The sequence below is a fragment of the Kitasatospora sp. NPDC040550 genome (assembly GCF_055594965.1).
Window position 1 is genome coordinate 18,734 of record NZ_JBVIWC010000033.1, and the last position, 20,033, is coordinate 38,766.

Consider the following 20,033-nt stretch of genomic DNA (forward strand, 5'->3'; position numbering starts at 1 on the left):
GAGTGGTGGGGCCGGTGTGATGTCGGCCTCCCGGTCACCGGGCGGACGCTACGGGCCGGTAACGTGAGCGCATGCCGATAACCCGTTCCCTCCTCTCCACCGTCCGGGACGGCGGCCGCCGGGCCGCCGGGCGCCTCGTCCACCGGGGCTGGCGCTGGGTGCAGCGGACCGGCGCGGTCAGCAACCGGAACCCCGGTCCGTACCGGTTCGGCGAGCTGGGCGACGGCACCACCCTCGCCTTCCCGCTCGGGGCGGTGTTCAACGAGCGGTGGATCACCATCGGGCCGTTCTCGATCATCGGCGAGCGGGTCACCATCAGTGCGGGTTTCCTGCCCGGGCTCGACCTCGGGCCGGAGCCGATCGTGCGGATCGGCGGCGGCTGCGTGATCGGGCGGGACAGCCACATCGTCGGCCACCAGTCGATCGTGATCGGCGACGACGTCTGGACCGGCCCCGGGGTCTACGTCAGCGACCAGGCGCACGAGTACCGGGACACCGAGCTGCCGATCGGCAAGCAGTGGCCGCGCAACGAGCCGGTGGAGATCGGTACCGGCAGCTGGATCGGCACCGGCGCGGTGATCATGCCGGGGGCGCGGATCGGCCGCAACGTGGTGGTCGCGGCCGGTGCGGTGGTGCGCGGCGAGGTGCCCGACCACAGCGTGGTCGCCGGGGCCCCGGCCAAGGTGGTCCGGCGGTGGACCGAGGAGGAGGGCTGGCAGCCGCCGCTGCGGCACGAACCGCCCCGGCCGGTGCCGGACGGGGTGACGGCGGAGCAGCTGCGGGCCCTGGTGGGGTGGGACCTGCGGTTGCCGGGGGAGCGGGACTGAGATCGTTTTGTCGATCCTTTAGCCAATTGCTCCCGGTTTCTGACGTTCCGTCGACTAGCCTGACCGTTCGTTCGAAGCGCGTCCGCGGCTTCGAGGAGTTCATCGAACGGGGGATTTCCACATGCGCAACCGTCTGGTCGGCGGTCTCGTCACCGCCGGAATCGTGCTGGGGGCCGGGCTCGTGACCGCACCCGCCGCGTCCGCGCAGGCCTCGCAGTACTGCTCCTACACCAACGCCGAGCCCACCCTCGGCTACAACTTCACCTCCAGCGGGGATGCGGTGAAGCAGTTGCAGTGCGAGCTCAACTCGATCACCTACTACCCGAACGCGAGTGCGCCGCTGAGCAAGGACGGGTACTGGGGCCCGGCGACCGACGGGGCCGTCCGGAAGTTCCAGCAGTGCACCGGCCTCCAGCAGGACGGCGTCGTCGGCCCGCAGACCTGGGCCAAGCTGGACGGGTGGGTGGTCACCCACGGCTGGATCAACTGCTGATCCCGTGGTGTTGAGCCCGTGATGTTGAGCCCGGGGCGTCGACCCTGGGCCGTTGAGTCCGGGCCGTTGAGTCCGGGGCGTTGACCCTGGGCGTTGATTGCAGCACGGCACCCGCGCCGCGGTCGGCGCGGGTGCCGTCGTGTCACGACCGGCGGGCCGGGGCCGACCGCTCGGCCGTCCGGGCCGCGATCGCGGCGGTGATCCGTAGGACGTCAGCCGGGCGCGCCGGGTCCAGCCCGGTGAGCACGGCGATCCGGCGCAGCCGGTAGTCGACGGTGTTGGGGTGCAGGTGCAGGGCGCTCGCGGTCTGTCGGCGGTTGAGGCCGCCGGCCAGGTGGATGCGCAGGGTGGTGAGCAACTCCCCGCCGTCGGCGAGGGGTTCGAGCAGTGCGGCGAGCCGGGCGCGGGCCTGGCTGGGCCGGGTGAGCTGGTACTCCAGTAGCACGTCGTCCAGCCGGTGCAGCCCGGGCGGTCGGCCGAACGCCCGCGCGACGTCCAGGACTTCGTAGGCGAGGGCGGCGGCGCCGGGCACCTCCGCCGGCGCTGCGGCGGCCGCCCCGGCCAGGACCGGTACGCCGGCGGCGCGGGCCGCGGCGGTGAGGGTGGCGCCGAGCCGGGGCCAGTCGGCCCCGTCCTCGACCCCGCCCTCGGACCCGTCGGCGGGGCGGTCGGCGGGTTCGTCGGCCAGGTCCGGCGGGGTCGGCAGCGGGAGGAGCAGCAGGCCGCCCGAGGGGGTGAGCGCGGAGAGCGCCGACTGCCGGGTGCGGTGGTCGAGTTCGGAGACGAAGCGGCGCAGCTTGCGGCGGGCGGCAATGGCCGGGTCGATGCCGGGGGAGTGCTCGTCCGGGTGGTCGGCGAGGGACAGGCAGAACACGGCGTAGCCGGCCGGCAGTTCGGTGCCGGCCCGGGCGGCGGCCTCCTCGGCGGGGGTGCCGGCGAGCAGCGCGGTGAGCAGGGACTGTCGGGCGGTGGAGCTCCGGTCGCCGGCCGACTGCTGCCCGTCCTGGTAGCCGGCGCCGGCGGCGGTGGTGGCCCGGCGGAGCTGGTCGAGCAGCAGGCGGTTGAGCAGCAACAGGTCGGCGGCGTCCCCGGCGTGGGCGTCCCGGGTGATGAACTCCCAGCAGACCTCCAGCCCGAGGTGGTGGGCGAGCAGGACGGCGTCCAGCGGCAGGCCCTCCTCGGCGCGGCGCGCGGCGGCCTCCCGTACGGCGGTGAACTCCTCGGCGGGGGCGGGGAGTCCGGTGCGGACGGCGTGGGCCAGGCCACGGATGCGGCGCTCGGTGTCCCGGGTGAGTTCGCCGGTGAGCTGCTCGCGCGGGAGGCGGTGGTAGACCGGCACCCGCTCCAGCAGGGCGGCGACCACGTCGGCGGCCAACGCGCGGGCGCCGCCCAGGAGTCGCTGGTCGGCCGGGAGTCCGCCGATCACCGGGACGCGCCACGGCGAGGGGTGTCCGGCGGCTCCGGCGGGGGTGTCGGCGGGGGTGTCGGTGGCCGTGTCGGTGGGGGTTTCGGCACAGGCGTCGGTGGGGGTGTCGGTGGCCGTGTCGGCAGGGGCGTCGGCGAGCTGGTGCGCGGGGAGTTCGGCGGAGCGGCTGGTGGGGGTGCAGTGGAGTGCGTTGTGACCGATCACAGAGAACACCGTCCAGGTCTGGGGTACGCCCAAGGGCCGGGCCGGAGGGGTGACCGCATCATTGAGCCACTCGGGTTACCTGTTGGTAACAAACTTCCGCTGTGGAGGCAACAGTTGAGAACCCCACTTCTCCGCTTCTCCGCAACTCCCCTGCGCCGTCGGCTCGGCGGAGCCTTCGGCGCGGCCGTCCTGGCGGGCGCGCTGCTGGTCGGCGCCGCCGCGGCCCCCACCGGGGCCGCTCCGGCCGCCGCCACCCCGGCCGCCGCCGCTGCCGCGCTCCCGCCCGACGGTGACTCGGTGGCCTCGCCGCCCGGCGCCAACGACTGGAGCTGCCGGCCGTCCGCCGCCCACCCCGACCCGGTGGTGCTGGTGCACGGCACCTTCGCCAACCGCTACGAGAACTGGCTGGCGCTCTCCCCGCTGCTCAAGGGCCTCGGGTACTGCGTCTTCGCCCTCGACTACGGCACCGTTCCCGGCATCACCTCCAGCGGCAGCGGTCTCCTGCTGCCGATCGGCGGCCTCGGGCCGGTGCCCGCCTCGGCGGCCCAACTCGCCCACTTCGTCGACCTGGTGAGGTCCACGACCGGCGCGGCCAAGGTCGACATCGTCGGGCATTCGCAGGGCGGCATGCTGCCGAACTACTACCTGAAGTTCCTCGGCGGGGCCTCCAAGGTGGACAAGCTGATCGGCCTGGCGCCGTCCAACCACGGCACGACCCTCGACGGGATCACCAAGCTGGCGCCGTACTTCCCCGGCGTGGCCGACCTGATCTACACCGTCTGCCAGGCCTGCCGCGACCAGGCGGTGGGCTCCGACTTCAACGCGACCATGGCCTCCCGGCCGGACACCGTGCCGGGCGTGCACTACACGGTGATCTCGACCGTGTACGACGAGGTGGTCACCCCGTGGCGGACCCAGTTCCTGAACGGGCCGGACGTGGACAACCAGGTGCTCCAGGACCACTGCCCGGTCACGCTCGCCGAGCACGTCGCCATCGCGTTCTCGCCGACGGCGCTGCACCTGGTGACCGACGCCCTGGACCCGGCGCACGCCACACCGGTGTTCTGCGGCTGACGACGCCGCTGCCGCCGCTGCCCGTACCCCCGGTTCCGGCGGGGGTACGGGCAGCGCGTCGTGCGGTCCGCGTCGCCCGGCCCGGGCTGCTCGGCCGGCGGTGCTCAGCCGGCGGTGCCGAGCGCGGCGGTGCGGAAGGTGATCGCGGCGGTGACGCCGTCGGGCCGCAGCTCGTGGGCGCCGGGCCCGTCGAGCAGCGCGGCGTCGTAGCGGCCGAGTTCGGTGCCCCCGTCGAGGACGGCCGAACCGGCCAGGCAGACCAGCAGGACGGTCGACCCCTCCGGGACGGCGACGCCGCCGGGCCCGGTCCGCAGTTCCACGGCGGCGTCGGTCCGGCCGCGGCGGGTCATCACGTTGAAGTCCACCACCGGACCGCCGAGCAGCCGGCAGTCGGTGGCGGCGTCGCCGGGGAAGGCGAACGGGCGGAACGGGGCGTCGACCCGCTGCTCGACGCCGTCCACGGCGAGCACCATACCGGCGCCCTCGACCAGGGTGATCACCCGGTCGATCCCGGGGAACGGCGAGAACGGGCCGGCCGAGGCGACGTCGGCCAGGCTCACCCGCCAGTCGAAGTCGGCCAGTCCGGCCCCGGCGGGGGACCCGGCGACCTCCCGGGTCACCCCGCCCCCGTTGAGCCACGGGGTGGCCGGGCGCTCGCTCGCCCGCAGTACCTGGATGCGTCCGGTGGTGGTCATGGGTCCGCATCCTGCCACTGCCGGGGACGATTCGTCAGGGCCGCCCCGGCCGTCGGCGCTGCCCCGGCCGTCGGCGCCGCCCGACGGTCAACGCCGCCCGACCGTCAGCGGCAGCAGGGCTGCGGCGGTGGCCGCGACCGCGACCGTGGTCAGGGCGAGCGGCAGTCCGACCGCGTCGGCGAGGAAACCGATCACCACCGGCCCGATCAGCATCCCGCCGTACCCGAGCGTCGAGGCGAGCGCGACACCCTGCGGCCCGCCCGCCGCTCCGGCGCGCGCGATGGCGAGCGGGAACAGGTTGGCCAGCCCGAGGCCGACCAGGACGAACCCGCCGACGGCCACCGGCACCGACGGTGCCAGGGCGGCGAGCAGCATGCCGGCCGCGGCGGTGAGCCCGCCGAGCAGCATCAGCCGGTTCTGGCCCAGCCGGATGGACAGCCAGGTGCCGCCCATCCGTCCGCTGGTCATGGCGAAGGCGTACGCGGCGTACCCGGCGGCGGCGGTGCCCGCGCCCGCGTGGACGTCGTCGGTGAGGTGGAGGGTGGTCCAGTCGGCGACGGCGCCCTCGCCGTACGCCGTGCACAGCGCGGTGAGGCCGAGCAGCAGCACCAGCAGTCGGACGTGCCTTCCGGTGGCCGGAGCGGCGGCCGGAGCGGCGGCCGGGTCGTCGGCCGGGTCGCGGGTGGGGTCGGCGGTCGGTTCGGCGATGGGGCCGCTGGCCGGTGCGGTGGCCGGGCCGGGGGTCCGCTCCGGGGCGACCGTCGGCGCGGCCGGGCTGCGCAGCAGGACGACGCCCGCGCCGACGGTCACGGCGAGCCCCAGCAGCCCGCCGAGCGCGAGCGCCCACGCGGTGGTCAGCCGCTCGGCGAGCAGTCCGCCGATGCCCGCGCCGAGCAGTCCGCCCAGGCTGTACCCGGCGTGGAAGCTGGGCATGACGGGCCGGCGCAGCTGGGCGACCAGGTCGACGGCGGCGCTGTTCATGGCGACGTTGGCGCCGCCGTACCCGGCGCCGAACAGCAGCAGCACCGCGCCGAGCGAGTACACCGAGTGGGCGTGCGCGGGCAGCGGGACGGCGAGGGCGAGCAGCGCCAGCGAGGCCACGGTGACCGGGCGCGAGCCGTAGCGCAGGCAGAGCCGGCCGACGGCCGGCATGGTGAGGACGGCGCCGACGGACAGGCAGAGCAGGGCCAGGCCGAGGGCGCTGTGGGAGGCGCTGACCTGGCTGCGGACGTCCGGGATGCGGACCACCCAGGCGGCGAAGAGGAAGCCGTCGACGGCGAAGAAGGCGGTGAGCGCGAGCCGTGCGGCGCCCCAGGGGCTGTCCGCGACCGGGGGTGTGCTGCGAGACTGGGGGGAGGTCGGGTCGGCGTGGCGGTGGGAACTGATTTTGTTTCGAAGCGACACAAAGTCACAATAGGGGCGTGCAGCTCTCACCTTCAAGCCCGCGGCCCCGTTCCGGGGCCGACGCCGACGCGCAGCGCGACGCCCACCGCCGCGCGGCCCCCGACCGCGGTCGGACGCTGCTCGGCCCGGCGCTCTCCCTCATCCACACCGGTCAGACGCCCACCCGGTCCGCGCTGACCCGCGCCCTGGACGTCACCCGGGCCACCGCCGGCGCCGTCACGGCCGAACTGGAGGCGCTCGGCCTGATCACCGTCGACTCCCGCCCGGCCGGCGGCGGCCGCGGCCGCCCCTCGCACCGGCTGGCGATCGACCCGCAGGGCCCGGTCGTGGTCGCCGGCCAGATCCACGCCGACGGGCTGAGCGTCACCCTGGCCGGACTCGGCGGACTGCTCGACCCGCCCGTCCACCTGCCGCTGCCCGCCGCCACCGATCCGGTCCGGATGCTGCGCGCCGTCGCCCAGGCCGGCGCCGAGCTGGCCCGCGCGACCGACCGCCGCTGCCTGGCCGCCTCGCTCGCACTGCCCAACCCGGTCACCGAACCGGACGGCACCGCGCTCGCCGCGCTGCACTTCGCCTGGCCCAGCGGCACCCCGGTCGCCGACCTCTACGACGTCGAGGTCGGCCGCGCCGACCACGGTCCGAAGGCCGTGCGGCCGCTGCCCACCGCCATCGCCAACGACGCCAACCTCGCCGCCCTCGCCGAGTACCGGCACGGCGCGGGGCGCGGCGCCCGGCACCTGCTCTTCGTCACCTCCGGCCACCGCGGCGTCGGCGGCGCGCTGGTGATCGACGGGCACCTGCACACCGGCAGCGCCGGGCTCGCCCTGGAGGTCGGCCACCTCACCGTCGACCCGCAGGGCCGCCCCTGCGCGTGCGGCAACCGGGGCTGCCTGAACGCCGAGACCGACCCCGACGCGCTGTTCGCCGCGGCCGGCCTCACTCCGGAGCCCGGCCGCCCGCTGCTCGACCAGGCGCGCGAGCTGTGCTGGGCGGCCGCGACCGACGAGCGGGCGCGGGCCGCGGTGGAGCACGTGATCGACCGGCTCGGGCTCGGACTGGCCGGGGTCGCCAACATCCTCAACCCGGACCGGGTGGTGCTCAGCGGCCTCCACCTCGACCTCCTGGAGGCCGCCCCCGACCGGCTGCGCGCGGTGGTCGCCGACCGCAGCCTGTGGGGGCGCAGCGGGCGGGTGCCGATCGTCGGCGCGGAGCTGGCCCACGGCGCGCTCGCGGGCGCGGCCGAGCTCGGCTGGGGGCCGTACCTCGCGGACCCGCAGTCGGTGCCGGTCTGAGGCGGCGGGCGGGACGGGGAGTGGTGTGGCGGACGGGCGGTGAAAGGGGCGATAAGCGGAAGCTGGGTCTACGAAAACGGTCACTTATCGTGACCCTCGTACACTCGTAGTGAGCAGCGGGGGGCCGCAACGAGGGAGTACGTGACCATGAGCACCCAGTCCGGTGGGACCGTCGGCACCGAACCGGCCGGTGGCGCCGAACCGGCCGTCGGCATCGAGCCGACCGTCGACGTCGACCGCTCCGACCAGCAGTACCGCGACTGGCTCAAGGAGGCGGTGCGCAAGGTCCACGCCGACGCCAACCGCTCCGCCGACACCCACCTGCTGCGCTTCCCGCTGCCGGCCGAGTGGGGGATCGACCTCTACCTCAAGGACGAGTCCACCCATCCGACCGGCTCGCTCAAGCACCGGCTGGCCCGGTCGCTCTTCCTCTACGGGCTCTGCAACGGCTGGATCCGCCCCGGAAAGCCGGTGATCGAGGCCTCCAGCGGCTCCACCGCCGTCTCCGAGGCGTACTTCGCCCAGCTCATCGGGGTGCCGTTCATCGCCGTCATGGCCAAGAGCACCAGCCAGGCCAAGATCGACCTGATCGAGTTCCACGGCGGCGAGTGCCACCTGGTCGAGCGCTCGGACGAGGTCTACGAGGCCTCCGCGCGGCTCGCCGAGGAGACCGGCGGGCACTACATGGACCAGTTCACCTACGCCGAGCGGGCCACCGACTGGCGCGGCAACAACAACATCGCCGAGTCGGTCTTCGCCCAGCTGCGCCTGGAGCCGCACCCGGAACCGGCCTGGATCGTCGCCACCGCCGGGACCGGCGGCACCTCGGCCACCATCGCCCGGTACGTGCACTACATGCAGTACGACACCCGGATCTGCGTCGCCGACCCGGAGAACTCCTGCTTCTTCGAGGGCTGGGTGAACCACGACCCGGACGCCGTCTGTACGAGCGGCTCCCGGATCGAGGGCATCGGGCGGCCCCGGATGGAGCCGAGCTTCGTGCCCGGGGCGGTCGACCGGATGATGAAGGTGCCCGACGCCGCCTCGATCGCCGCGGTGCGGCTGCTGGAGCAGGTGCTCGGGAAGAAGGCCGGGGCCTCCACCGGGACGGGACTGTGGAGCGCGCTGCGGATCGTCGCGGAGATGCGGGCGGCCGGCCGGACGGGCAGCGTGGTCGGACTGATCTGCGACCCGGGGGACCGCTACCTGGACAAGTACTACTCGGACGACTGGCTGGCCGGCGAGCGGATCGACATCGCGCCGTACCGGTCCGCACTGGAGGCCTTCCTGGCGGGCGGCGCCTGGACGGGCTGACGGGCTGACGGGCTGACGGGTCGCCGGCTGACGGGCGACGACTGACAACTGACGGATGACAGACGGCAGATGGCAGATGGCAGACTTTGAAATCTGTCATCCGTCGCCTGTCGGTCGTCATCTGTCATCCGCCCGCGGCACCCGTCAGAAGCGTTCCATGCCCGGCCCAACGCCCCGCCGCCGTCGGGGAGTTCCCGCCCGTTACGGCAGCGGCGCGCTCGGCAGGTCCGCCGGGACGAGCAGCTGCAGCTCCTCCGTGGACGGGTCGGCCAGCGAGGCCACCCGTACCGCGTGGCGCTCGACCATGGTCTCGAACACCTGCCGCGCGGTGCGCCCGTTGCCGAAGTTGGGTCCGCGCTCCAGTCCGCCGAAGTGGTCCAGCAGCGCGTCCTCGGCCGCCTCGGAGAGCGCGTACTCGTGCTCCGCGCACTGCGCCCGGGCGATCTCCAGCAGCTCGTCCGCCGTGTAGTCGGGAAAGGTGACGGTCCGTGAGAAACGGGACGAGACACCGGGGTTGGCGGAGAGGAAGCGCTCCATCTCGGCGGTGTAGCCGGCCACGATCACGACCACCTCGTCCCGGTGGTCCTCCATCAGCTTGACCAGGGTGTCGATCGCCTCGCGTCCGAAGTCCCGGGCGCCGTCCTCGGGGGCGAGGGCGTACGCCTCGTCGATGAAGAGGACCCCGCCGCGGGCCCGGTCGAAGGCGGCGGCGGTGCGGATCGCGGTGGAGCCGATGTGCTCGCCGACCAGGTCGACCCGGGCCACCTCGACCAGGTGGCCGCGCTGCAACACCCCGAGCGAGGCGAGGATCTCGCCGTACAGCCGGGCGACGGTGGTCTTGCCGGTGCCGGGGGCGCCGGTGAAGACCAGGTGGCGGCGGAGCGAGGGGGCCTTGAGGCCGGCCTGGCGGCGGCGCCGGCCGACCGAGATCAGGTCGATCAGCGTGCGCACCTCCTGCTTCACCGTGGCCAGGCCGACCAGCGAGTCCAGTTCGGCGAGCGCCTCGTCGGCCGGGCGGCAGTCCGGGATCGGCGCGATGGTGGCCGTCGCCGCGGCGGCGGAGCCCGCCACCGAGGAGGTCGAGGGGGCGGTCAACACCGGTGCGGCTGTGGCGTGTTGGGCGGGCCTCGGGGCGGGCAGCTCGGGCCGGCCGGCGGTGCCCGGTCCGGCCGGGGCGAGCGGGGCCACGTCGTCCGAGGTGCACCCCTCCGCGACCGGTCCGGGCTCGGAGAACTCGAACCCGGCCCGCTCGTTCTGCTCCGCCCGGCAGCGGGTGAGCTGGGTGCGGCAGCCGTCGATGATGTGGAAGCCGAAGCCCTTGCCGTGCGAGACCCGGCAGTCCTCGAAGGTGCCGCGGCCCTGGGCCGAGACGTACACCCCGGCGTCCGTGCTGGCGCGTACGGTGCACTCGCGCAGCACCGGGTCGGCGCCCTTGGTGACGATCACCCCGGTGGCGACGTCCGAGATCTCGCAGTCGGTGAGCAGCCCGCCACTGCCGTGGTCGCGGAACCAGAGCCCGGTCCCGGCCTCCTGCACCTGGCAGGAGGCCAGTGTGACGGTGGCTCCGCCGCTGACCGAGACCGCTGAGCTGCGGATCCGGCTGAACGAGCAGCCCCGGGCGACGGCCGCGGAGTCCCGGTCGAGGACGAACAGCGCGTCCGGCAGGTCGTACAGCGAGCAGTCGGTGAGGGTGAGCCGGGCGCCGTCGCTGACCCACAGCGCCGGGTACTCGCCGTTGGAGCCGTGGATCCGGCAGGACTCGGCGACCGCCTCGGTGCCCTGGTCCCAGACCGAGAGCGCGCCGCGCCCGAAGTCCCGCACGGTGCTGTTGGAGAGGCTGAGCTTGGCGCGTCCGCGCAGGTCGGCGCCGTTCTCCGGCAGGTCGTGCACCCGGCAGCCGGTGAGCACCAGTTCGGCCTCGCCGTCCAGGGTCAGGCCGTTGCCGGTGACCCGGTGGATGTCGCAGTCGACCAGCCGCCCGCCGGCCTGCGCCTCGGCCTGCACGCCGCTGCCGCGGATCTCGTAGATCTCGCAGCCGGTGAGCTCCGCAGCGCTGCCCGGGTCGGAGAGCAGCACGCCGGCGCCGGAGGCGTGGTGGATCCGGCAGCGGTCCAGGGCGGCGGTCGCCCCGCCGAGCACGGCGAGTCCGGCCTGGCCGGCCGCGGCGACCTCGCAGTCCTCGAAGGCGGCGGCGGTGCCCTCGCCGCGCAGCCGCAGCCCGAGGCCGCCGGGGTTGGCGACCACGCAGCCGCGCAGGGTCGGGCGGGCGCCGCCGCCGATCTCGATCCCGGTGGCGGAGCGGGTCTCGATCCGGCAGCCGCTGAACGCGGGCGTCGCCTGCGCTCCGGTGACCAGGACGGCCGGGACGGAGCTGTCGCCGCCCTCGACCACCAGGTCGCGCACGGTCGCGGCGGCGGTGACGGTGATCGCCACCCCGGAGGCCGGTTCGATCCGGACGGTGCCCGGGCCCTGGGCCGCGACGATCGTCACCGGCTTGTCCAGCAGCACGTTCTCGCGGAAGGTGCCGGGCCGGACGGTCACGGTGTCGCCCGGCTCGGCGGCGGCCAGGGCCTCCGCGAGCGTGTCGTACTCGCCCGCGCGGCGGCGCCAGCGGGATGCGCTGTCCTGGGTGACCCGGACCCTGTGCTCAGCCATGACGGTCTGTCGTCCCCACCTTCGTCGTGCCGGCGATCAACGGGCCGTGGGCGCGGGGGTGCGCGGGCCGTCCGCCCACCGTAGCGCGCCCGGACGGGTGATCCGTCCGTCCGTCCGGACCGGCCGGTGCGCCCGCCCGGGGCCGCTCGGCACCGGCGGGCACCGGGGGCGCCCACCGCGGCCACAGGTTCCGACCACTTGCTTCAACGAGCGCGCACAGCCGGAGTTCCGTGCCGGCGGGCCGGAGGCGGAGCTCCGGGCAGGGAGTGGGAGCCGGGGCAGGGCGCGGTGGTGGTGTCAGCGCCCGTCGGAGGACCAGTGCGCCCCGTCCTCCAGGACCTCGACGTCGTCGCCGAGGCGCAGCGTCCCCAGCACGTCGCCCTCGACGCCGACCGGGCGCTCGGGGATCAGGTTCTGCCCGAACGCGGCCATCCGCAGCAGCCGGTGGTGCCGGGCCAGGGTGCGCAGCGGCTCGGGGCCGCGCCGCTCGCCGCTCTCCTGGTCGGTGGTGGTGACCACGCAGCGGCCGCAGGGCTTGACCACCTGGAAGGTGAGCGCGCCGATCCGGATCCGGCGCCAGCCGTCCTCGGCCCAGGGCTCGGAGCCGGCGACCACCACGTTGGGGCGGAAACGTTCCATCGGCAGGGTCTCGTGGCCGTCCGGGTGCTCGGCGGCGATCAGTTCGTTGAGCCGCTCCAGCGAGCCGGTGGTGGTGAGCAGCAGCGGGAAGCCGTCGGCCATCGACACGGTGTCGCCGGGCCGGCCGTACTGCGGGTCGACGGGCCGGGCGCGCGGGTCGTCCAGGTGCACCAGGCGGTAGTCGCCGAGCCGGTCGGCGATCCACTCGTGGGCGTCCTTGGCGGCCTCGACGGCGCGGAAGCGGGTGCCCCAGACCTCGACCTCGGCGACCGGGTCGCCGGCCTCGGCGGCGGGCGCGGCGACCTCGATCCGGGAGCCGTCGGGGGCGGTCAGCGCGAGTGCGCCGTCGGGCAGCAGGTCTACCCGGATCTGTCCGAGGGCGGCGTCGTCGCGCTGGCTGACGAAGCGTCCGGTGGGGTCGGCGAGCATCCAGCGGCGGTCTCCGGCCAGACCCCAGGGGTGGACCGCGGCGGTGTCGGGGCTCAGGCGGTACATCGACTTGACGGGGTAGACGTGGAGTCCGGTGAGGCGCATCCCTCCATCCTGCCAGCAGCGATCGGGGCGGACGCGGCCGCCCCTGAGGCGCCCCGCGGCTGCTCCGGACCGGTTCGGGACCCCCGGTCCGGGGGACCTGCCCGGGTCCCCGTACGCCGTTGCCCCCGTACGCGCACGGACCGCCCGGTACGCCGTGGGGGGCGTTCCGGGCGGTCCGTGGATGACCCGTTCTCCGTTCGCCCGGCGTTCGGGGGGCGCCGGGTGGTGCTCAGGTGGTGCGGGTGCGGGCCGGTGGGGTCGGCCCTGTGCTGCGCTCGGGCTCAGTAACCCTGGCCCTGCGGCTGGTAGCCGCCCTGCTGGTAGCCGCCGGGCTCGCCGTACGGGCCCGGGCGCTGCGGCTGCATCGGGCGGACCGGTGCGACCGGCGCCATGGCCGGGCGCAGCTGGGCACCGCCGAAGCTCTGGTCGCCGCCCTGGCCCTGGAAGCCGGGGCCGGCCGGGTTCGGGCCGCCGAAGGACTGCTGGCCGCCGAAGCCCTGCGGACCACCCTGCGGGCCGCCGGGCTGGCCCTGGCCGAAACCGGCCGGTCCGCCGGTCGGCTGCGCGCCGAAGGTCTGCTGCCCACCCTGGCCGATGAAGGTGTTCTGGCCGCCGAAGCTCTGGCCGCCGGTCGGCTGGTAGCCACCGCTGGCGGTCTGCGCGAAGGTCGGGGCGGCGGGCTGCGGTCGCTGGTACGGCTGGGGGGCGCCGTAACCGGGGACGGGCGGCTGCGGCGCGGAGGCGTACGCGGGCGCGGGCTGCGCCGGGATGTACGCCGTGGCCGGGCCGGCGGAGGGACCGCTGCTCGGGCCGGGGCCCAGGGCGAGGCGGGCGGGCGGCAGCGCGGGGAGGTTGCTGCCGGCACTCTCGTACCCGTTGTTGTACCGGTTCTCGTAGGACTGGCCGAGGCCGGATCCGTAACCGGAGGACAGTGCCGGGGGCAGGGCCGCCGGCACGTTGATGGGTGCGATCTGGGGGACGCCGCGCTCAGCCACGAGGCTGTCGTAGATCGGCGTGCCGGAGGAGAAGGACGGAGAGGGGTAGCCGACTCCGTCGTAGGAGCGGGGCGAGGTCATGGGGCATACGGTAAGCCCACAATGCGCCTGCTGAGGAGAGCGGGAGGGGGAGCAGTTCGAGTGTTTACACAGTCTTCGCCCGCACAAAGGTTTCGAAAGTAGGAAGAACGGACATACCGGCGTTCAGTTCCGGACAGTCCTGGCACCCCGTCAGTGATCGAACAGCACCCGGACGCAGCCGTCGCAAGGCCTTGCGGTGACCGGCCGGTGGCCGTTCGGGGACGCCGTGGAGAAACTTTTGCGGACGGGGCGTGCGCCGGCGCATTCGAGCCCCCGCCGACGGTCCGGCGGGGGCTCGTGAATGTTTGGGGAATAAATTTCCCGTCAGCGCCCACAGCGGGCGATCCGGACGCGGTCCAGGGGTGGTCCGCACGCGGTCCGGGCGCGATCAGGGCGCGATCAGGGCACGGTCCGGACGCGTTCCGGGGCGTCAGTGCGACTGCAGCGCCTGGGACTGCGCGGGCAGACCGGGCCGGGCGGCCACCTCGGTGGTGCAGAAGGAGCAGCGGGTCGCGGCGGCCGGGATCGGGCTCAGGCACTCCGGGCAGTCGACCTTCGCGGCCGGCGCCGGCGCGGCCTTCTCGAAGCGCTCCTGCAGCTTGCCGACCGGCACCACCACGGCGAAGTAGATCAGCGCGCTGACCAGCACGAACCCGATCAGCGCGTTGACGAAGAGGCCGTACGGGAACTTGGTGCCGCCCACCTCGAAGGTCTTCTGGGTGAAGTCGCCGACCGCGCCGGTGGCGACCCCGATCAGCGGGGTGAGGAAGGCGCTGACGAACCCGGTGACGACGGCGGTGAAGGCCGCGCCGATCACGATGCCGACCGCGAGGTCCACCACGTTGCCGCGCAGCAGGAAGCTGCGGAATCCCTTGAACACCGGGCGACTCCAAATCCGAGCGGGGAAGGGGGAGATGGGGCAGAACGGCGGGCGCCCCGGCCGGACATCCTGCCGACCGGCGCGGGCCGAGGTCCAACCGCGTTCACCCGATCCGCGTAACCGGCCGACGGCCCGGGGCGGGCGGGCCCGGGCGGGCCCGGGCGGGGTGCGGGCCCTCCGCGTACCGGCCGTTCGGCCGCCCGCGGCCCGTGGTTGACCCGTTGGTGTGACGCCCGGGTGTGACGCCCGGGTGCGATCCACCGGTGCGATCCGCCGGTGCCGGCCCGCCGCTCTGCGCCTCCCGGCGGCGTGAGCCGGTCCCCCGCGCGGCGTGCGGGGGAGCGGAGGGCGGCCCCGCGGAGCGGCGGGGGGCGAGGCGGGGCGCACGGCGGTCGCAACCGGCGCACACCGGCGGGTCCTCAGCGCACATCCGGTGTACGGGCGCGGGCGCACGGGCCACCACCAGGTTGCGCGAAGGGGCTGTACCGCGCGGGGCGCTGTGCCAAGGTCGGTCCATGCCCGACCCTACGGCGGCCGATTCGGCCGGAGCCCGCCCGCGCGTCCTGCACCTGATCAGCGACGAACGCCGGGGCGGCGCCCAGAACTTCGCCCGTGACCTCCACCGGGAACTGCGCCGCCGGGGCCAGGCCTCCGCGCTGTGCGCACTCGCCCCGCACCCGGCCGTGCCGCCCACCCGACCGGGCGCGGGCACGACCGGGGTGTGCACCGCGGGGACGGCCGTCCCCGGGACCTGCGGCGACGGCTGCCCGGACACCGCCCGGCTGCGCGCCGCCGCCGTCCTCGGCTCCGGCCGCCTGCGCCCGAGCACCCTGTGGGCGCTGCGCTCCGCCGCCCGCGCCGCCGACGTGGTGCTCGCCCACGGCTCCGACACCCTGGCCGCCTGCGCCCTCGCCCTGGCCGGCACCTCCACCCCCTTCGTCTACGTCTCGGTCGGCCACCCCCGCTACTGGACCGCCAACCGGCTGCGCAGACTGCGCGGGGGCGCCCTGATGCACCGCGCCGCCGCCGTCACCACGCTCACCGACGAGGCGCGCGAGGTGCTGGAGGGACAGTTCGAGCTGCCCGGCGGCAAGGTCCGGGTGATCCCCAACTCCCGTGCCGCCGAGAGCTATCCGCCTGCCGACGGCCGGGACGACCGGCGCGCCGCCCGGCACGCCCTGGGCCTGCCCGCCGACGTCCTGCTGGTCGCCTGGATCGGTGCGATAGCCCCCGAGAAGCGGCTCGACCTCGCCCTCGACGTGCTCGACCGGCTGCCCGACGTCCGGATGGCCGTCGCCGGGGAGGGTCCGCTGCTGGAGGCCCTGGCCCGCCACCCGGCCGCCGCCCGCGCCCACTTCCTCGGCCCGCTGCCCGACCCGGCCCCGCTCTACCGCGCCGCCGATGCGCTGCTGCTCACCAGCGACAGCGAGGGGGTGCCCGGGGCGCTGATCGAGGCCGCCCTGGCCGGGGTGCCCGCCGTGGCCACCGACGTCGGCTGGGTGCGCGAGGTGGTCCGGGACGGCGCCACCGGAGCGCTGGTCGCCCCCGGGGACCCGCTCGCCCTGGCCGAGGCGCTGGCCAAGGTGCTGGCCTGCAACCGCGCGGGCCTCGGCGCGGCCGCCCGGGCGCACGCGCTGGAGCACTTCGAACTGGGCGCGGTGGTGGACGACTGGCAGCGGCTGGTCACCGAGGTGTGGACGGGCGGCCCGCCGAGCTGAGCCGCCCGCCCGGCTACGCCGTTCGGGCGAATCCGGGCCCGCCGCCCCGTACCGACTCGCCGGTAACGGGGCATCAGCACCACACTGCCCGGTGTGAACTCGAAGTCGCTGCTGCGGTCCGCCGTCCTGCTCGCCCTCGCCGCCGGGATCGCCGCGTCCCCCGTCCAGGCCGGTGCGGTGACCCACCATGCCCCCTCCGAGGGAACGCAGTTCGTCAAGCTCGACCACCCGCAGCCGGTGCGCGAGGACGCCCGTACCGAGGCCGTCGAGTTCTTCTGGTACGACTGCGGCCACTCCCAGGCGCTGGAGCAGCCGTTGGAGACCTGGGCCGAGAAGCACCGCTCCGACGTCGCGCTCCGCCGGGTCCCGGCGATCTGGCCGGGCAGTCCGGAGGAGGGCGTGCAGCGTGCCCACGCCCGGCTGTACTACACCCTGGAGCGCCTCGGCCTGGTCGAGCGGCTCCAGGTCAGCGCCTTCCGCTCGATCCACTCCGACCACGCCGACCTGACCACCGAGACCGCCGCCACCGACTGGGCGGTGCGCCACGGCGTCGACGCCCAGCGCTTCCAAGCGGCCTACCGCTCCGCAGAGGTGCGGCAGTCGGTGGACGACGCGGCCGCCCAGTTCGTCCGCTACGGCATCAACGAGCTGCCGACGGTGGTCGTCCAGGGCGAGTACCGGACCTCGCCGACCAAGGCCGGCGGCGTCGAGGCGATGCCCGAGGTGCTCGACTACCTGGTGCAGCAGGAGCAGGTGAAGAGCCACCGGACCACGATCGGCAAGTGACCATCGGTCAGCTCGCTCCGGTGGGCCTTTCGGCCGACCCCGCCGCCCCCTATGCCTAACCGTTCAGATGCGTTTTAATGGTTAGCATGAGCGAGCTGACGATCCCCCACATCCACCACCGCCACGTCGACCTCGACGGGCTGCGCGTCTTCTACCGCGAAACCGGCCCGGCCGACGCCCCCGTCCTCCTGCTGCTGCACGGCTTCCCCTCCGCCTCCCACCAGTACGCCCGGCTGCTCGACGCGCTCGGCACCCGCTACCGCCTGATAGCCCCCGACTACCCCGGCTTCGGCCACAGCGACAGCCCCTCGCCCGAGACCTTCCCGTACCGCTTCGACACCCTCGCCGACGTCATCGAGCGCTTCTGCCTCGCCCTCGGCCTGGACCGCTTCGCGCTCTACGTCTTCGACTTCGGCGCCCCCGTCGGCCTGCGGCTGGCCACCCGCCGACCGGAGTGGATCACCGGCCTGGTGGTCCAGAACGGCAACGCCTACGAGGACGGACTCTCCGACCTGGCCCGGGGGTTCATCGCCCAGCGGCGCGGCGTCCCCGGCGCCGAGGAGGCCGCCCGCTCGATCCTCACCCTGGACGTCACCCGCAGCCAGTACGAGGGCGGCACCACCGACCCGAGCCTGGTCGCCCCTGACGGCTGGACCCTCGACCAGCACTTCCTCGACCTGCCCGGCCGCAAGGACGTCCAGGTCGAACTCGCCCTCGACTACTTCTCCAACGTCGAGCTCTACCCGGCCTGGCAGGCCTGGCTGCGCGCCGAGCAGCCGCCCACGCTGGTGATCTGGGGGCGCAACGACCCGTTCTTCACCGAGGCCGGCGCCCGCGCCTACCTGCGCGACCTGCCCGGGGCCGAACTGCACGTCCTCGACACCGGGCACTTCGCCCTGGAGGAGAAGCTGCCAGAAATCGCTCCACTGATCGACGACTTCCTCGCCAGGACGCAGAAGTAGCCCTCGTGGAAGGGGAGTTCAGTCCCGGCGCAGCAGCTGGGTGACGAAGCCGAGCGTCCCCCGGTAGCCGTGCAGCCATCCGGTGCGGTGCTCGTCCGCGGCCTCGCGGGCGGCCGCCGCGTCCGGGTCCTCCGGGTGGTCCAGCGCCCACTCGGCCAGCGAACCCGTCCAGGAGAACTCGTAGTCGTCCCACTCCCGCGCCGAGCTGACGTGCCCGTACACCGGGGTCCAACCCTCCGCGAGCACCCGGTCGGTGGTCGTCGCGAGGTCCGTGAAGTCCTCCGGGACCGCGCCCAGTCCGTCCAGCGCGGCCCGGGACGGCTCCCGCTCCCAGAACCCCTCACCGACCAGCAACCGCCCACCCGGCGCCAGGAGTTCACGGGCCGCCGCGAGCGTGGGCAGCAGTCCGCCGAAGGCGTGGGTGGCACCCACGCAGAGCACCAGGTCGAAGGGCTCGCGGTCGGTGAACTCCCGGGCGTCCCGGTGGTGCAGGCCGATCCGGCGCACCACGCCGAGCGCCGTCGCCGCCTCCCTCGCCCGGGTCAGCGCCGTGGCGTCCACGTCCACCCCCACCGCCCGCCAGCCCGGCCGGGCGGCCAGCGCCCGCAGCAGCCAGGCGCCCTCCCCGCAGCCGAGGTCCAGCACCCGGCCGCTGTCCTGCCCGCCCAGCGCGCGCTCCAGCAGCCGGGACACCGAGCCGTCCGACAGGGGCGCCGCGATCGGGCGGTGGGCGTGGGCCAGCCGGGAGATCCGTTGACGGTCCATCCGAGCAGTATGGGCCCCGACCGGCCGGTAGCGCCCGGCTTTTCCCACCTCCCGACTCACGTCCCGGCTCACCCCCCCGGCTCACGTCCCGGTTCACGCCCCGGAGTAGGTCCGGCCCTTCCAGGCGGCGCCCCGGCCGCGCCAGTGCTGCACCGCCGAGTCCACCGTCATCAACAGGTACAGCGAGGCGGTGAACGGCAGCAGCAGCACGGCGGCGGCCGGCTGCCCGTAGTACCGGACCATCGGCAGGTAGGTGCCCGCCATCAACGCCCAGGCCGTCCCGCCCGCCGCCGCCACCCACGGCGCTCCCGCCACCAGCCCGGCCACCAGCGCCACCGGCGGCACCAGGTACACCAGCGCCAGCCCCAGCACCGTCCCCAGCAGCAACAGCGGCGAGTGCCGCAACTGGGCGTACGCGCTGCGCGACACCATCCGCCACAACTGCTCCAGCCGGGGGTACGGGCGGACGCTGTCCACTTCCCCGGCCAGGCCCAGCCAGATGCGCCCACCCGAGGACTTCACCGACCGGGCCAGCGACACGTCGTCGATCACCGCGCCCCGGATCCCCGCCACCCCGCCCGCCCGCTCCAGCGCCTCCCGCCGCACCAGCGAACAGCCGCCCGCCGCGGCCGCCGTCCGCGCACCCGGGCGGTTGCTCCGCCGGAAGGGGTACAGCTGGGCGAAGAAGTACACGAAGGCCGGCACGACCAGCCGCTCCCAGCCGGTCTCCACCCGGAGCCGGGCCATCTGCGACACCAGGTCCAGCCCGTTCGACTCGGCCGCGGCGACCAGCTCGGCCAGCGAGTCCGGGCCGTGCGCGATGTCCGCGTCCGTCAGCAGCAGGTGCTGGACGTCCGGGCCGGCCAGCTCCACCCCGTGCCGCAGCGCCCACAGCTTGCCCGTCCAGCCCTCGGGCAGCGGGGGAGGGGTGGTGACGGTCAGCTCCAGCCCGCCCAACGTCCGCAGCTCCGCCGCCACCGCGCCGGTGCCGTCCGAACTGTGGTCGTCCACCAGGATCACGCGCGCCCGCCCCGGGTACTTCTGCGCCAGCAGCGTCGGCAGGCTCACCGGCAGCACGGCCGCCTCGTCCCGGGCCGGCACCACGATCGCCGCCTCCGGCCACCGCGCCGGCGGACGGCGCGGCGGCAGCCGGACGTCGGTGCGCCAGAACGAACCGTGGCAGCACGCCAGCCAGAGCCAGACCAGCAGGGAGAACGCGGCGATCCACAGCAGCACGGTCACCCCGGCAGTCTGCCGCAGAACCGGCGGCGAGGGGTGGATCGACTAAA

General features: G+C 74.8%; 17 protein-coding genes. 8 read left to right on the forward strand and 9 right to left on the reverse strand.

What is annotated here, in order from left to right; all coding sequences use genetic code 11:
• Window positions 1-71: 71 nt before the first annotated feature.
• On the forward strand, window positions 72-827 hold the full coding sequence (locus ACZ58X_RS34785) for an acyltransferase (RefSeq protein ID WP_360244683.1): 756 nt from the start codon (window positions 72-74) through the stop codon (window positions 825-827).
• Between the two features lie 121 nt (window positions 828-948).
• The gene (locus ACZ58X_RS34790) at window positions 949-1,320 is read left to right on the forward strand and encodes a peptidoglycan-binding domain-containing protein (protein WP_470337569.1); all 372 of its coding nucleotides are present in this window, start codon (window positions 949-951) and stop codon (window positions 1,318-1,320) included.
• A 142-nt stretch (window positions 1,321-1,462) separates the two neighbouring features.
• Here the strand turns inward: ACZ58X_RS34790 and ACZ58X_RS34795 are convergent, their stop codons facing one another.
• Window positions 1,463-2,950 (reverse strand): RsbRD N-terminal domain-containing protein, encoded by a 1,488-nt coding sequence (locus ACZ58X_RS34795; RefSeq protein WP_470337570.1) that lies wholly within the window; start codon window positions 2,948-2,950, stop codon window positions 1,463-1,465.
• Window positions 2,951-3,064: 114 nt separating this feature from the next.
• On the opposite strand from ACZ58X_RS34795, the gene ACZ58X_RS34800 reads away from it, so the two are divergent.
• Entirely contained in the window at window positions 3,065-4,024 is a 960-nt protein-coding gene (locus ACZ58X_RS34800; RefSeq protein WP_470337571.1) for an esterase/lipase family protein, read from the forward strand.
• Window positions 4,025-4,128: 104 nt separating this feature from the next.
• Here ACZ58X_RS34800 and ACZ58X_RS34805 read toward each other — a convergent pair whose 3' ends face one another.
• A complete protein-coding gene (locus ACZ58X_RS34805; RefSeq protein WP_470337572.1) occupies window positions 4,129-4,719 on the reverse strand; it encodes a HutD/Ves family protein in 591 nt (196 codons plus the stop codon).
• Window positions 4,720-4,806: 87 nt separating this feature from the next.
• The gene (locus tag ACZ58X_RS34810; RefSeq protein ID WP_470337573.1) at window positions 4,807-6,123 is read right to left on the reverse strand and encodes an MFS transporter; all 1,317 of its coding nucleotides are present in this window, start codon (window positions 6,121-6,123) and stop codon (window positions 4,807-4,809) included.
• Between the two features lie 116 nt (window positions 6,124-6,239).
• Here ACZ58X_RS34810 and ACZ58X_RS34815 point away from each other — a divergent pair, with 116 nt between their 5' ends.
• Window positions 6,240-7,415, forward strand: a complete 1,176-nt coding sequence (locus tag ACZ58X_RS34815) for an ROK family protein (RefSeq protein ID WP_360244730.1) — start codon at window positions 6,240-6,242, stop codon at window positions 7,413-7,415.
• A gap of 147 nt (window positions 7,416-7,562) precedes the next feature.
• Window positions 7,563-8,729 (forward strand): PLP-dependent cysteine synthase family protein, encoded by a 1,167-nt coding sequence (locus ACZ58X_RS34820; RefSeq protein WP_470337574.1) that lies wholly within the window; start codon window positions 7,563-7,565, stop codon window positions 8,727-8,729.
• Window positions 8,730-8,930: 201 nt separating this feature from the next.
• On the opposite strand, the gene ACZ58X_RS34825 is transcribed toward ACZ58X_RS34820, so the two are convergent.
• The 4 genes from ACZ58X_RS34825 to mscL form a co-directional block, all read right to left on the reverse strand.
• Window positions 8,931-11,384: a right-handed parallel beta-helix repeat-containing protein gene (locus ACZ58X_RS34825; protein ID WP_470337575.1), complete on the reverse strand. Its 2,454-nt coding sequence runs from the start codon at window positions 11,382-11,384 to the stop codon at window positions 8,931-8,933.
• Window positions 11,385-11,681: 297 nt separating this feature from the next.
• The gene (locus ACZ58X_RS34830; protein ID WP_470337576.1) at window positions 11,682-12,557 is read right to left on the reverse strand and encodes an MOSC domain-containing protein; all 876 of its coding nucleotides are present in this window, start codon (window positions 12,555-12,557) and stop codon (window positions 11,682-11,684) included.
• Between the two features lie 281 nt (window positions 12,558-12,838).
• Window positions 12,839-13,633: a DUF6643 family protein gene (locus ACZ58X_RS34835; protein ID WP_470337577.1), complete on the reverse strand. Its 795-nt coding sequence runs from the start codon at window positions 13,631-13,633 to the stop codon at window positions 12,839-12,841.
• 430 nt (window positions 13,634-14,063) lie between these two features.
• A complete protein-coding gene (mscL, locus tag ACZ58X_RS34840) occupies window positions 14,064-14,513 on the reverse strand; it encodes a large conductance mechanosensitive channel protein MscL (protein ID WP_470337578.1) in 450 nt (149 codons plus the stop codon).
• Window positions 14,514-15,028: 515 nt separating this feature from the next.
• Between mscL and ACZ58X_RS34845 the strand changes: the two genes are divergently transcribed.
• The 3 genes from ACZ58X_RS34845 to ACZ58X_RS34855 all read left to right on the forward strand — a co-directional run bounded on the left by ACZ58X_RS34845 (window position 15,029) and on the right by ACZ58X_RS34855 (window position 17,979).
• A complete protein-coding gene (locus ACZ58X_RS34845; protein WP_470337579.1) occupies window positions 15,029-16,231 on the forward strand; it encodes a glycosyltransferase family 4 protein in 1,203 nt (400 codons plus the stop codon).
• 93 nt (window positions 16,232-16,324) lie between these two features.
• A complete protein-coding gene (locus ACZ58X_RS34850) occupies window positions 16,325-17,017 on the forward strand; it encodes a thiol:disulfide interchange protein DsbA/DsbL (RefSeq protein ID WP_470337580.1) in 693 nt (230 codons plus the stop codon).
• 86 nt (window positions 17,018-17,103) lie between these two features.
• Window positions 17,104-17,979: an alpha/beta fold hydrolase gene (locus ACZ58X_RS34855; protein WP_470337581.1), complete on the forward strand. Its 876-nt coding sequence runs from the start codon at window positions 17,104-17,106 to the stop codon at window positions 17,977-17,979.
• An 18-nt stretch (window positions 17,980-17,997) separates the two neighbouring features.
• On the opposite strand, the gene ACZ58X_RS34860 is transcribed toward ACZ58X_RS34855, so the two are convergent.
• Together ACZ58X_RS34860 and ACZ58X_RS34865 are read right to left on the reverse strand one after the other, a co-directional pair.
• Window positions 17,998-18,744, reverse strand: coding sequence for an SAM-dependent methyltransferase (locus tag ACZ58X_RS34860; RefSeq protein WP_470337582.1), 747 nt, complete (start codon window positions 18,742-18,744; stop codon window positions 17,998-18,000).
• Between the two features lie 93 nt (window positions 18,745-18,837).
• Complete coding sequence (locus tag ACZ58X_RS34865; RefSeq protein WP_470337583.1) at window positions 18,838-19,986, reverse strand: glycosyltransferase; 1,149 nt, start codon at window positions 19,984-19,986, stop codon at window positions 18,838-18,840.
• Between the last annotated feature and the right edge of the window lie 47 nt (window positions 19,987-20,033).